General features: G+C 70.9%; 11 protein-coding genes. 7 read left to right on the plus strand and 4 right to left on the minus strand.

What is annotated here, in order from left to right:
* Positions 1–9: 9 nt before the first annotated feature.
* From FCN22_RS15380 to FCN22_RS15390, 3 genes are all read left to right on the plus strand, one after another.
* The gene (locus FCN22_RS15380) at positions 10–1,719 is read left to right on the plus strand and encodes a DUF885 domain-containing protein (RefSeq protein WP_137122443.1); all 1,710 of its coding nucleotides are present in this window, start codon (positions 10–12) and stop codon (positions 1,717–1,719) included.
* Positions 1,720–1,800: 81 nt separating this feature from the next.
* A complete protein-coding gene (locus tag FCN22_RS15385; protein WP_137122444.1) occupies positions 1,801–3,660 on the plus strand; it encodes a Na+/H+ antiporter in 1,860 nt (619 codons plus the stop codon).
* A 78-nt stretch (positions 3,661–3,738) separates the two neighbouring features.
* A complete protein-coding gene (locus FCN22_RS15390; RefSeq protein ID WP_137122445.1) occupies positions 3,739–4,419 on the plus strand; it encodes a Maf family protein in 681 nt (226 codons plus the stop codon).
* A 123-nt stretch (positions 4,420–4,542) separates the two neighbouring features.
* Here FCN22_RS15390 and FCN22_RS15395 read toward each other — a convergent pair whose 3' ends face one another.
* Positions 4,543–6,018 carry an MFS transporter gene (locus FCN22_RS15395; RefSeq protein WP_137122446.1) on the minus strand — a complete coding sequence of 492 codons (1,476 nt, stop codon included), beginning with the start codon at positions 6,016–6,018 and terminating at the stop codon, positions 4,543–4,545.
* 217 nt (positions 6,019–6,235) lie between these two features.
* Between FCN22_RS15395 and FCN22_RS15400 the strand changes: the two genes are divergently transcribed.
* On the plus strand, positions 6,236–6,556 hold the full coding sequence (locus tag FCN22_RS15400) for a MarR family winged helix-turn-helix transcriptional regulator (protein ID WP_137122447.1): 321 nt from the start codon (positions 6,236–6,238) through the stop codon (positions 6,554–6,556).
* A gap of 15 nt (positions 6,557–6,571) precedes the next feature.
* Here FCN22_RS15400 and FCN22_RS15405 read toward each other — a convergent pair whose 3' ends face one another.
* On the minus strand, positions 6,572–8,176 hold the full coding sequence (locus tag FCN22_RS15405) for an acyl-CoA carboxylase subunit beta (RefSeq protein WP_137122448.1): 1,605 nt from the start codon (positions 8,174–8,176) through the stop codon (positions 6,572–6,574).
* A gap of 42 nt (positions 8,177–8,218) precedes the next feature.
* The gene (locus FCN22_RS15410) at positions 8,219–9,403 is read right to left on the minus strand and encodes an acyl-CoA dehydrogenase family protein (RefSeq protein ID WP_137122449.1); all 1,185 of its coding nucleotides are present in this window, start codon (positions 9,401–9,403) and stop codon (positions 8,219–8,221) included.
* Positions 9,404–9,476: 73 nt separating this feature from the next.
* On the opposite strand from FCN22_RS15410, the gene FCN22_RS15415 reads away from it, so the two are divergent.
* From FCN22_RS15415 to FCN22_RS15425, 3 genes are all read left to right on the plus strand, one after another.
* A complete protein-coding gene (locus tag FCN22_RS15415) occupies positions 9,477–9,911 on the plus strand; it encodes a MerR family transcriptional regulator (protein WP_137122450.1) in 435 nt (144 codons plus the stop codon).
* 80 nt (positions 9,912–9,991) lie between these two features.
* Positions 9,992–11,773, plus strand: a complete 1,782-nt coding sequence (locus FCN22_RS15420) for an acetyl/propionyl/methylcrotonyl-CoA carboxylase subunit alpha (RefSeq protein ID WP_137122451.1) — start codon at positions 9,992–9,994, stop codon at positions 11,771–11,773.
* 38 nt (positions 11,774–11,811) lie between these two features.
* Positions 11,812–12,048, plus strand: coding sequence for a hypothetical protein (locus FCN22_RS15425; RefSeq protein ID WP_137122452.1), 237 nt, complete (start codon positions 11,812–11,814; stop codon positions 12,046–12,048).
* 239 nt (positions 12,049–12,287) lie between these two features.
* Here the strand turns inward: FCN22_RS15425 and FCN22_RS15430 are convergent, their stop codons facing one another.
* Positions 12,288–13,691: an NAD(P)H-quinone dehydrogenase gene (locus tag FCN22_RS15430; RefSeq protein WP_137122453.1), complete on the minus strand. Its 1,404-nt coding sequence runs from the start codon at positions 13,689–13,691 to the stop codon at positions 12,288–12,290.
* Between the last annotated feature and the right edge of the window lie 48 nt (positions 13,692–13,739).

A 13,739-nucleotide genomic window follows, 5' to 3' on the forward strand; every position in this document is an offset into this window, starting at 1 on the left:
CTTCTGCCTGTGACCCCTGACACCTCACCCGGCACCGCACGTCCCGCCACCGCGATCGACGGCATCGCGGACGCCTTTGTGGACGCGTCGGTCGACCTCAGCCCGATCGGCGCGACCTACCTCGGCATCCCGGGGCACGACGAGGATCTGGACGACTTCTCGCCAGATGGCTACGCGCGCCACTCCGAGCTGCGTCGCGGGACCCTCGAGCAGCTGGCGGCCTCGGAGCCCGTCGACGACGTCGACCGGACCACTCTCGCCGCCATGACCGAACGGCTCGAGCTGGCGGAGGAGGAGTACGCGGCGGGGCTCGACGAGATGTCCCTGAATGTCATCGCCTCGCCCCTGCAGGACGTGCGCGGCATCTTCGACCTCATGCCGACCGACACCGACGAGCAATGGTCGGTCATCGCATCGCGCATGGCCAAGGTGCCCACGGCGCTCGACCAGTGGGTGACCTCCCTGCGCCTGGCCGCCTCGCGCGGCGACGTCAGCCCGCGACGACAGGTGCAGGCCTGCATCAAGCAGTGTCTCGAGTTCACCTCGGAGGACGGCTACTTCGCGTCCCTCGTGAAGGGGGCCAGCGGTGGCGACCGAGACCTTGGCGCGGGGGTGGCCGCCGACCTCGAGGCCGCCGTGCACGAGGCCGCTTCGGCCTACTCCACCCTCGCGGACACGTTGCGCACCGAGTTCCTCGACCAGGCGCCGGAGTCGGACGCCTGTGGGCGCGAGCGCTACCAGCTCTTCTCTCGTGCCTTCCTCGGGACGGAGGTCGACCTGGAGGAGACCTACGCCTGGGGTCAGGAGGAGCTCGCCCGCATCACCGCGGAGATGGTCACCGTGGCGGAGCGGATCCGGCCCGGCGCCACCGTCAAGGAGGCAGTCGAGCTGCTCGACGCCGACGTTCGCTACCAGCTGCACGGCACCGAGGAGTTGCAGCGGTGGATGCAGGAGAAGGCCGACGGTGCCATCGAAGCGCTCGCCGGCAGCCACTTCGACATCCCCGACCCCGTCCGGGCCATCGAGTGCCGCATCGCGCCCACCCAGACGGGCGGCATCTACTACACCGGGCCGAGCGAGGACTTCAGCCGTCCCGGGCGGATGTGGTGGTCGGTGCCCAAGGGGGTGGAGGAGTTCGGGACCTGGCGCGAGCTGACGACCGTCTACCACGAAGGCGTGCCCGGCCACCACCTGCAGGTGGGCCAGACGGTGTTCCGCAGCGAGACCCTCAACCGCTGGCGTCGGCTGATGGCGTGGACCTCCGGCCACGGCGAGGGCTGGGCCCTGTATGCCGAGCGGTTGATGTCCGAGCTGGGCTACATGGACGACCCGGGCGACCGGATGGGCCTGCTGGACGGCCAGTCCCTCCGCGCGGCCCGTGTGGTGCTGGACATCGGATTCCACTGCGGGTTCGAGGCACCGGAGTCGGTGGGCGGCGGCGCGTGGACCTACGACAAGGCGTGGGAGTTCCTCACCGCCCACGCCAACATGGCCGAGGGCTTCCTGCGGTTCGAGCTCGACCGCTACCTCGGCTGGCCGGGTCAGGCGCCCTCCTACAAGATCGGCGAGCGGCTGTGGCTGGGGCTGCGCGACGAGGTCCGTCAGCGCGAGGGCGACGCCTTCGACATCAAGGCCTTCCACCGGCGCGCGCTGGACGTGGGCGGCGTCGGGCTGGACGCGCTGCGCACGGCCGTCCTGGGTTTCGACCGAACCAGCTGACAGTCCGCATCGCTCCGCTCCACCCTCGCCGCTGTCGTCGTCGCGTCCCGAACCTCGCCCGCGGTCTGACAGGATCACCGCGTGGACGTCGCACTGCTGCTCGTGTCGCTCACCGCCACGATCCTCGTCTTCGCGGCGGTCGCCCGCCGCTTCGAGCTGCCCGCGCCGCTGCTGCTGATCGTGATCGGGATCCTGGCGTCCTTCATGCCGTTCCTGCCCACGGTGCCCCTCAGCCCCGAACTCGTCCTGGTGGGGCTGCTGCCGCCGCTGCTGTATGCCGCCGCGATGCAGAGCTCGCTCGTCGACTTCCGGAGCAACAAGTCCGCCATCGGATTCCTCTCCGTGGGCCTGGTGATCTTCACCGCCGCCGGTGTCGGGCTGGTGGCGTGGTGGCTGCTGCCGGTGCCCTTCAGCGCGGCGTTCGCACTCGGAGCGGTCGTGGCTCCGCCGGATGCCGTCGCCGCCACCAGCATCGCCCGGCGGATCGGTCTGCCCCGTCGCATCGTCACCGTGCTCGAGGGAGAGTCGCTGGTCAACGACGCGACCGCCCTGGTGCTCGTGCGGACGGCGATCGCCGCGATCGGCGGTTCCTTCAGCCTCTGGCCGGTCCTCGGACACTTCCTCCTCTCGGCGTTCGGCGGGTTGGCGGTCGGTCTGGTGACCGCCGGGATCATGGGCGTGATCCGCAAGCGGATCACGCACACTGCCACTGACACCGCGTTGTCCTTCGTCACCCCGTTCGTGGCCTACCTGCCTGCTGAGCACATCCACGCGTCCGGCGTCCTCGCCGTCGTGGTCGCGGGGCTGGTGCTGGCCCACCAGGCCACTCGCATCCAGAGCGCCTCGGCGCGGCTCGCGGCAGGGATCAACTGGACCACCGTCCAGTTTCTGCTGGAGAACGCCGTCTTCTTGCTCATCGGACTCCAGATGCGCACGATCCTCACCGATGTCGGCAGCTCACCCGTGCCGTGGAGCACCATCGCCGTGGCCAGCGCGGGCGTCCTTGCGGCCACCATCCTGCTGCGGCCGATCTGGGTCTTCCCGCTGCGTGGCCTCGTGCTGCACGAGCACTCCGAGCAGGGGGAGCGCACGCCGTGGACCCACTCCGCCATCGTCGCGTGGGCGGGGATGCGGGGCGTGGTCACCCTGGCCGCCGCCTTCATCCTGCCGAGCGAGACCGAGCACCGCGAGGTCCTCGTGCTGATCGCGATGGTCGTCACCGCGGGAACGCTGTTGTTGCAGGGTTCGACGCTGCCCTGGCTCGCCCGACGGCTGAACGTCCACGGCCCGGACCCCCGCGAGGACGCGCTCCAGGAGGCCACCGTGCTGCAGACCGCAGTCGCCGCGGGACTGGCCGTCCTCGACGACCTGCAGGAGGGCGTCGACACCGACACGGTGCGCACGCTGCGGGAGCGTTCCCAGCGACGCACCAACGTCGTCTGGGAGCGTCTGGGCGGCGACAGCGGCGAGGAGACGCCGGGCGAGTCCTACCGCCGGCTCCGCCTCGAGATGCTGCAGGCCGAGCGGGCCTCCGTCCTGGAGATCCGCGACTCGGGCACCGCGGACCACGAGGTGCTCAGCCACGTGATGGCCGCGCTCGACCTGGAGGAGTCGATGCTGGACCGGCTCGACGCGCGCACCCGGGACCTCAACGACGCGACCCTGCGGTCGGGGCTGGACCAAGGCGGGTGCGAACACCTGCGCCACGCCGATCTGCACGTGACCCCGAAGACCCCGCACGGCTGCCCGGACTGTGAGCGCGAGGGCACCCGCACCGTGCACCTGCGGTTGTGCCTCGCCTGCGGCAACGTGGGCTGCTGCGACTCGTCGGAGGGCCAGCACGCCCGGCGCCACTACCACGACACCGGTCACCCCGTCATCCGCAGCTTCGAGCCGGGCGAGGCGTGGCGCTGGTGCTTCGTGGACCAGATCACCGGCTGACGGGCCCCACCGGACCAACTCCGCGAACCCGCGGACTCTGCACGCGCACCCGGCACCGCTGGGCGCTAATCTCGCGGGGTGCCCGCGCCGATCCCGCTCGTCCTCGCCTCTGCCTCCCCCGCGCGACGGGAGACGCTCACGGCTGCCGGCATCACGCCATACGTGCTCGTCTCCCACGTGGACGAGGACGCGGCCGTCGCGGAGGCCACCGCCGTGAACGGGAGGCTGGCCCCCGAGGACGTCGCGCTGCTGCTGGCTCGCGCGAAGTGCGAGGCGGTGGCCCACGTGCTCGCCACCGACGGGGGCCCCGCCGACGCGCCGGCGGACGCGCTCGTGCTCGGCTGCGACTCGGTGCTCGAGCTCGACGGTGAGGCGCACGGCAAGCCCACGGACAGTGCGGAAGCCGTCGCTCGGTGGCGGCGGATGCGGGGGCGGTCCGGCGTCCTGCACAGCGGCCACTGGCTGGTGGACGACCGTGACCCGGCCGATGGTGGCACCGGCGCCACCATCGGCGCGGTGAGCTCCACGACCGTGCACTTCGCCGACCTGTCCGACGCGGAGATCGAGGCGTATGTCGCAACCGGTGAACCCTTGCGCGTGGCAGGGGCGTTCACCATCGACGGTCTCGGCGGGGCGTTCGTCGCCAGCATCGAGGGAGACCACCACACGGTGGTCGGGCTCAGCCTGCCCTTGCTGCGCGACCTGTTGAGGGACGTCGGGGTCGGCTGGTTCGAGCTGGTCGGCCCTCCCGACGCGTGACCGGCCCCTGGGGGTGCCGGTGGCCCGGAACAGGACCGCCGGCGCCGGCGAAGGGCTGGGCAGGAGCCGTGCGACAGCCGGCCGCGGCCGCGCTCATCGGTGCGACAGCGGCCGCGATCGCGCTCAGCGGGCCGGCTCGAGGCGCTCGCTGCCTGCGAAGTCCTCTGCGTCCGTGTCGACCCCGGTGGGGTCCCACCGGATCACGGCCAGCGACAGGAAACCGAGCAGCGGGAAGATCGCGATCAGCCAGAAGACCCCGGAGCCCATGGACGTGGCGAGGATCGGGAAGAAGAACAGGGACACGACCGAGAAGAGCCGCTTGGTGCCCTCGGTGAAGCCGACGCCGGTGCCGCGCAGGCTCGTGGGGTAGCTGAGCGTCGCGTAGGCCATCTGGGTCGCGCCCGGCCCGCCGGCCTGCGCGAAGATGAAGACGGCGAGCATGATCACGGCGATGCCGAGCACGGCGCCGGTCGGGACACCGATCACCGCCAGCACCACCAGCGAGGCCGTCTGCAACCCGAACCCGACCAGCGTCAGTGAGCGGGCGCCGGCCCGGCTCACCAGGGCGACCCCGAGCAGACCGCCCACCACGCCGAAGCCGATGTTGATCACCAGCGACGACACGATCGTGGTCAGCTCGCCCTGGTGGAAGAGGTTCGCGATGATCAGCGGGGTGCCGTAGGCCACCGCGTTGTAGCCGAACGTGGAGAACACCGCGATGGCGAGCGCGGCCAGGGTCCGCACACGGTACTGCGGCGACCACAGCCTGGTGAGCGCTGCGCGGCGGGACCGCAGCGACGGGCGGGAGCTGGTCGCGGCGACGTCCGGCGCCAGCTCGGCGTCGATGCCGTAGGTGCTGCGCAGGATGTCGGCGGCGCCACGCAGGTCGCCCTGCCCGGCCAGCCACTGCGGTGACTCCTTGAGGTAGCGCCGCCGGACGACCAGCACCACGAGAGCGGGCACTGCGCCGAAGCCGACGACGTAGCGCCACAGGTGCGCCTGGCTGGAATCGGGCAGGGCGAGAAACAGCACCAGCACCACCAGGTAGCCGAACCCGGTGGCCGCGTACCAGGCCGGGGACCAGCCGTTCACCCGCTGGCTGCGGTTGCCCCGTCCGCGCAACGAGGAGAACTCGGCGAGGAACGCCATGGCGACCGGCATGTCCAGCCCGACCCCGATGCCCATCAGGAAGCGGAAGACGATGAGGGTCCAGACGTCCGGCGCCAGCGCGCAGCCGATCGCTGCGACGACGAAGAACACCATGTCGGCCATGAACAGCCGGTAGCGACCGATCCGGTCGACCAGCACGCCGCCGGACAGCGCGCCGAGGGCTGCGCCCACCATGATGGCGGCGTTGACGACTCCCGTCATGGTGCCGCTCAGCCCGAACTGCCGCTTGATCTCGGTGATCCCGAACGCGATCGAGGAGAAGTCGTAGGCGTCCATGAAGACACCGCCGAACGCGAGCAGCACCACCATCGCCGCACCCCGGCGCGGCGTGGCGTGGTGCGCGACGGCACGGGCGACGTCGGCAGCGGATCGGATGACGAGGGGCTCACCCGCCGGGATCGCCGGCGCGGTGGGGACGGATGAAGGCATAACCGGAGGTTAGGAACCCTCGCCCTTTCCGTGATGAGTGGTCCAGATAGTGACCGTCCGGCTCAGCCACCGGCTCGCAGCGGGGTCCGCCGCCATGGATGTCTTGCGCGGACGGCCCAGCTCGCGGTTATTCCGTTGACCGACACCGTCGTGCTTGCCTAGCGTCGAAGTGCCGCTCCGGCCCCCGCACCGCACGCGGTCTACTCGAGGGACAGGCATGACGACGACAGAACGACGCGAACAGCATGACCACCGACCTACTCGCGAGCTCGAGCTGGTGCTCGACTCGCCGCTGCGCCGACGCATCCTGGCCACGCTCGCCGGGGTGGACCGGGCCGACTTCGCGTTCGTCCGTGACGCCGTCGAGGTCTCCGGCTCGGTGCTGTCGAGGCAGGTGGCGATGCTCTCCCGCGCGGGCCTGGTGACCACGAGCCGCGGCACGATCGCCCGGCGCCGAGGCGTCTGGCTCTCGCTCACCACCAGGGGCAGCCGGGCCCTTCAGGACCACTGGGCGCAAGCCCTGCGCTCCGACGCCTGAGGCCGTCGGTGTGGGTCAGACCGGGGGCACGCCGCGACGACGCTCGCTGAAGCCGCGGTCGCGGCGCGCGGCGTAGCGCAGCCGGTGCAGCAGCTCGCCACGGAGCGCGTCGGCCTCCACGACACCGTCGAGCACCAGGTCGGAGAGGAGCCGCTCGAGGTCGACGTCCTGTTCGTACTCGGCGCGCTTGTCCTGGATGAACTGCTCGCGCTCCGCCGGGTCCTCGATCGCGTTGATCTTGTTGGCATACACGGCGTTGACGGCCGCCTCGGGACCCATCACCGCGATGCGGGCGGTCGGCAGTGCCAGCGTCGCGTCCGGACCGAAGCCCGGCCCGGCCATCGCGTAGAGCCCGGCGCCGTAGGCCTTCCGCACCACGACGCAGAACTGCGGCACCGTCGCCTCGGAGACCGCGGTGACCATCTTCGCGCCGTGCCGGATGATGCCGCCGCGCTCGACCTCCGAGCCGATCATGAAACCAGGCACGTCGGCGAGGTAGATGAGCGGGATGTTGAACGCGTCACACAACCAGATGAAGCGGGCGGCCTTGTCGGCGCTGTCGGTGAACAGCACACCTCCCTTGACCGCCGAGTTGTTGGCGACGAGGCCGACGGTCTCCCCGGCCATCCGCCCGAAGCCGACGACCAGCTCGGGGGCGAACAGCGGTTTGATCTCGAAGAACGAGTCGGCGTCCACCAGCCCGTCGATCACCTCGTGGACGTCGAACGGTGTGCTCTCCCGCTCGGGCACCGTGGTCGGAGTCAGCTCCTGGGCCGGCTCCTCGGGCACGTATGACGGAGGGGCACCCCGCCAGTTCGACGGCACGTAGGAGAAGTAGAGCCTGGCGAGCTCGACCGCCTCGGTGTCGTCCTCCGCCAGCAGGTCACCGCATCCGGAGACCGAGCAGTGCATGCGGGCGCCGCCCATGTCCTCGAGCGAGACCTTCTCGCCCACCACCATCTCGGCCATCCGCGGACTGCCGAGGTACATCGACGCGTTTCCGTCGACCATGATCACCAGGTCGGTGAAGGCGGGGATGTAGGCACCCCCGGCCGCGGACGGCCCGAAGAGACAACAGATCTGGGGCACCTTGCCCGACAGCGCCACCTGGTTGTGGAAGATCCGCCCGGCGCCCCGGCGGCCCGGGAAGAGCTGGACCTGGTCGGTGATGCGCGCGCCGGCGGAGTCGATGAACCAGAAGACCGGCAGCTCCTCGCGCAGCGCCGCCTCGGTGGCGCGGATGATCTTCTCAACCGTGCGAGCACCCCACGAACCGGCCTTGACGGTCGGGTCGTTGGCCACGACGATCGCCGGTCGGCCGTCGACCGTCCCCCGCCCGGTCACCACACCGTCGGCAGGCAGCCCGGACGCCATGGCGTTGGCGAAGCGGCCGTCCTCGACGAACGAGCCCTCGTCGAAGAGCAGCGCGATCCGGTCCCGGACGTAGAGCTTGCCCTGCGCGTCGAGCTTGGCGCGGGCCTTGTCGGTGAGCGTCTCGGACGCCAGGTGCGCCGCGGTGAGCCGGGCCCGCACGTCCGCGACCTTCGGGTCACCACCCTGCGTCGGTCCGGAGAACGGCGCGGGCCCCGAAGCGGATCGGGAGGTGGGGTGACTCGTCATACCGACGTCTCCTGTCGTGACCAGGTGGAGTTCATGCGCAGCTCACGCTTGGGGCAGTCCGAGGCCACGGGCGATGACCATGCGCTGGACCTCGCTCGTGCCCTCACCGATCTCGAGGATCTTCGCATCACGGTAGAACCGCGCCACCGGGAACTCCTCCATGAAACCGTTGCCGCCGAAGACCTGGGTGGCGATGCGGGTCGCGGTCACGGCCGCCTCGGTGGAGTAGACCTTGCAGATCGCGGCCGCCTGCTTGACCTCCCGCACCGAGCGGCGACCGGCGGTGAGCTCGTCCTTGAGCCACGCCGCCTTGTAGGTCAGCAGCCGCGACGCCTCGACCATCACGGCCAGGTCCGCGAGCGGGAAGGCAACCCCCTGGTTGGCCCCGATCGGCTTGCCGAACGCGATCCGGCTTCCCGCATAGTCGGTCGTCGCCTCGAGGCACGCCTGCGCCAGGCCGACCGCGAGCGCGCTGATCGCGATGCGGCCGTCATCGAGGGTCTTGAGGAACTGCCTGAAGCCGGATCCCTGCTCGCCCAGGAGGTTTGCGGCCGGCACGCGGCAGTCGTCGAAGCTCAGCCCGTGGGTGTCGGACACGTGCCAGCCGAGCTTTTCGTAGCCCGGCTCGACCGTGAACCCGGGCGTCCCGGCCGGCACCATGATGGCGCTCAGCTGCGGCGACCCGTCCACGTTCTCGCCCGTCTTCGCGGTGACGGTGACCACGGACGTGATGTCGGTGCCGGAGTTGGTGATGAAGGCCTTGGCCCCGTTGATCACCCACTCGTCGCCGTCCAACCGGGCGCGCGTCCTGGTCGCGGCGGCGTCGGAGCCGGCCTCCGGCTCGGTCAGCCCGAATCCGGCGAGCGCACGACCGGCGACGAGGTCGGGCAGCCACTGCTGCTTCTGCTCCGCCGAGCCGTAGGTGAGGATCGGGTTGATGCCGAGGCCCACGCCGGCCGAGAGGGTGATGCCGATCGACTGGTCGACCCGGCCGAGCTCCTCGATGGCGAGGCACTGGTAGGTGAACGCACCCTCGGCGAGTCCGGCGCCGCCATACTCCTCCGGCGCGACCAGCCCGAAGAGCCCGAGCTCGCCCATCTTGGGGACCAGCTCGGTCGGGAAGTAGTGCTTGCGGTCCCAGTCGGCGATGTGCGGGGCGATCTCGGCCTCGGCGAACTCGCGGACCAGCCTGCGGAAGTCCTCGTGGTCCTGGGAGAGCTCGAACATGGTGGGCCTTTCTGGAGGACGCAGTCTCTCGGAACGGTTGACGTTGACGTCAACGTAAGGCAAGGATAGCGCCATGACAAGCCGGACGACCGCCCCCACCGACGCGCTGCCCGACGAGCCCGCGCGGGAGTGGACGATCGCCGAGGTGGCGCAGGAGTTCGGGGTCACCCACCGCACGGTCCGCCACTACGAGGAGCTCGGCCTGATCTCGCCGGAGCGGCGCGGCACCCGGCGCGTCTACCACCGCCGAGACCGCACCCGGCTCGCCCTGGTCCTGCGCGGCAGGCGCCTCGGGTTCCCCCTCGAGGAGATCAGCAGGATCGTCAACATGTATGACGAGCCGCCGGGTGAGCAGGGCCAGCTCGCCTACCTGCTCGGCCAGATCACCGACCGTCGCCGGGACCTCGAGCAACGCAGGCGCGACATCGAGGACTCGCTGCAGGAGCTGGACGAGCTCGAGCGGCGCTGCCGGCGAGACCTGAGCGCGCTGGAGCCGGCCAGCCCCTAGGGTGTGCCCCGCAACCGTGGGACCCGGGCCGCGGAGACCACGACCGGTGGCTCCCGCGGGAGGCGCTAGGCTCCGACACCATGGCGCCCATCAGCACTGTCCTCATCGCCAACCGCGGCGAGATCGCCGTCCGCATCGCCCGCGCGTGCAAGGACAGCGGCCTTGCTTCCGTTGCGGTGTATGCCGACCCGGACCGCGACGCGCTGCACGTCAAGGTCGCCGACGAGGCCTACGCGCTGGGCGGCACGACCCCGGCCGACTCCTACCTGGTGCAGGAGAAGCTGCTCGACATCGCCCGGCGCGCCGGCGCCGACGCGGTGCACCCCGGTTACGGGTTCCTCTCCGAGAACGCATCGTTCGCGCGGGCGGTGATCGAGGCCGGGCTGGTCTGGATCGGCCCTCCGCCCGAGGCGATCGACGCCCTCGGCGACAAGGTGCAGGCCCGGCACATCGCTGCCAAGGCCAACGCTCCCCTGGTGCCCGGCACCGCCGACCCAGTCTCGGGCTCCGACGAGGTCGTCGCCTTCGCCGAGGAACACGGCCTGCCCATCGCCATCAAGGCCGCCTTCGGTGGCGGCGGCCGTGGCCTCAAGGTCGCCCGCACCCTCGAGGAGGTGCCCGAGCTCTACGACTCCGCGGTCCGTGAGGCGGTGGCGGCGTTCGGCCGCGGCGAGTGCTTCGTCGAGCGCTACCTGGACAAGCCGCGGCACGTCGAGACCCAGTGCCTGGCCGACACGCACGGCAACGTGGTGGTCGTCTCCACCCGCGATTGCTCGCTGCAGCGACGGCACCAGAAGCTGGTCGAGGAGGCGCCCGCGCCGTTCCTGTCGGACGAGCAGCACGCCGAGCTGGTGCGGGCGTCGAAGGCGATCCTGTCCGAGGCCGGCTACGTGGGGGCCGGCACCTGTGAGTTCCTCGTGGGCCAGGACGGCACGATCTCGTTCCTCGAGGTCAACACCCGCCTGCAGGTCGAGCACCCCGTCACCGAGGAGGTGACCGGGGTCGACCTGGTACGTGAGCAGTTCCGCGTCGCGAACGGTGAGCCGCTCGGCTACGACGACCCCGAACCGATCGGGCACAGCTTCGAGTTCCGCATCAACGGCGAGGACCCGGGGCGAGGGTTCCTGCCGGCACCCGGCGTCGTCTCCGTCTTCCGTCCCCCCTCGGGCCCGGGCGTGCGCCTCGACTCGGGCGTCGAGGCCGGCGACGTCATCTCGGGCGCCTTCGATTCGATGCTGGCCAAGCTCATCGTCACGGGCCGTGACCGCACCGAGGCGCTCGAGCGCTCTCGCCGGGCGCTGGACGAGTTCGTCGTCGAGGGCATGCCCACGGTGTTGCCCTTCCACCGCGCCGTCGTCTCGGACGAGGCCTTCGCCCCCGCCGACGCGGAGCAGCCCTTCTCGACGCACACCCGGTGGATCGAGACCGAGTTCGACAACACGATCGAGCCGTATGCCGGGCCGGTCGCCGACTCGCCGGACCAGGACGAGGAGCGCCAGCGGGTCGTCGTCGAGGTCGGTGGCAAGAGGCTCGAGGTGGTGCTGCCCGGCGGCTTCGCGCTCGGCGCAGTTGGAGGGAGCGCAGCGGTGAATCGGCAGCGGGCGCCGCGACGCTCGAGCCGCTCCAAGGGCGGGACCCAGGCGTCCGGCGACTCGCTGACCGCCCCCATGCAGGGCACGATCGTCAAGATCGCCGTCGAGGACGGACAGTCCGTCGAACAGGGTGACCTGGTGGTCGTCCTCGAGGCGATGAAGATGGAGCAGCCGATCAACGCGCACAAGGCCGGCACCATCTCGGGCCTGACCGCCTCCGTCGGCGAGACCGTGACCAACGGCGCCGTCATCGCAGACATCAAGGACTGACGCCGCACCGCCGGCCCCACTGTTCCTACACTGGGTAGGTGCTCATGACCCTCGCCGCCGCCGGCCAGCAACCTCAACAGGGGCTCTCGTGGATCAATGTCGCGATCCTCGTGCTGGTGATCGCCGTGTGCTGGCCGCTGCTGCAAAGGATCCGCAAGAAGGCCCGCGACTCGAGGCGGGCCCGCTGGGCTCGTGAAGATGCCGAGCACGAGGCACGGTTGCGCAACCACCCGGAGCCGTCCGATCCACGAAAGCTGCCCGGCGACCCCGACTGACCCGGCGTTCCCCCCGACGCTGCGAAAGATCCCCGCGCTCGACTGACGTGCAGTCGTTCCCGAGCAGCGCGCCGACGCCCGCTGCCGGGTGCAGCCACGGCCACCGGCACACCGCAGCTCGCGCTGGCGCTACCCCCCGACACGCCGAGGACACGCCGGTATGGCAGCCACTCGCCATACCAGTGCCAGCGCGACGTGCGATCTGCAGAGGTGAGCCAGGCGTTGTGTCCTGTCGGTGGCTAGTCCTCCTCGAGGGAGTGCAGCTTGCGCGCGGCCTCGGCGATGGAGCCGGACAGCGACGGGTAGATGGTGAAGGTGCTGGCCAGCTGGTCCACCGTCAGCCGGTTCTGCACGGCGAGCGCGACCGGGAAGATCAGCTCGGAGGCCCGCGGAGAGACCACCACCCCACCCACCACGATGCTGGTGCCGGTGCGAGCGAACAGCTTCACGAACCCGTCCTGGACGTTCTGCATCTTGGCGCGCGGGTTCGTCGCCAGCGGCAGCATGACCGCCTGGGCCTCGACGACACCCTCGTCGATGTCCTTCTGGGAGAAGCCGACCGTCGCGATCTCCGGGTCCGTGAAGATGTTGGCGCTGATGGCCCGCCGGTTGAGCGGTGCGACCGCGTCACCGAGGGCGTGGGCCATCGCGATCCGTCCCTGCATCGCCGCCACCGACGCCAGGGGAACGACACCGGTGCAGTCGCCCGCGGCGTAGATGCCCTGCCTCGAGGTGCGTGACACCCGGTCGACGCGCAGGTGGCCGGACTCGCGCAGGTCGACACCGGCCTCCTCGAGCCCGAGTCCCGCCGTGGCGGGGATCGACCCGACCGCGAGCAGCGCGTGCGACCCGTCGACCGTGCGGCCGTCGACGAGGGTGACGGTGACCCCGTCGGGGGTGCGCTCGACCCCGGCGGCGCGGGAGCGGTTCATGACCTGCATGCCGCGACGGCGGAACACGTTCTCGATCACGGTCGCGGCGTCGGCATCCTCACCGGGCAGGACCCGGTCGCGGGAGGAGACGAGGACGACCTCGCTGCCGAGCCCGAGGTAGGCGTGCGCGAGCTCGGCGCCGGTCACCCCGGAGCCCACGACGATCAGCTTGGTGGGCAGCTCCTTCAGCGCATAGATCTGTTGCCAGGTGAGGATCCGCTCGCCGTCCGGCCTCGCGGTGTCCATCACGCGGGGGGTGGACCCCGTCGCCACCAGCACGACATCGGCGGCGAGGTCCTCCTCGGTCCCGTCGGCGCACTCGACGTGCACCAGGTCCGGCGCGGTGAGCCGCCCCACGCCACGGCACACCCGCACCCCGTCGGACGCGAGGCGCTCGCCGATGTCGCGGCTCTGGGCAGCAGCCAGGTCGAGGATCCGGGCGTTGACGTCGGCCATGTGGGCCATCGCCGTCTCTCCCGGAGCCTCGTGGAACCCCACCCCGAGCTCCCGGGCAGCGGTGAACCGGGAGAGGAAGTCCGAGGTCGAGATCAGGGCCTTGCTCGGGACGCAGTCCGTGAGCACGGACGCTCCCCCGAGACCGTCCCGGTCCACCACGGTGACCGTCGCGCCGAGCTGGGCAGCGACCAGCGCGGCTTCGTAGCCCCCTGGTCCGCCCCCGAGGACGACCACTGACTTCTGCGGATCATTCACGGGGTCATCCAACCACCACCAGCGCGCCGTGACGGCACCCCGTCAGCC

The organism is Segeticoccus rhizosphaerae (assembly GCF_005222685.1).
Classification (GTDB): domain Bacteria; phylum Actinomycetota; class Actinomycetes; order Actinomycetales; family Dermatophilaceae; genus Segeticoccus; species Segeticoccus rhizosphaerae.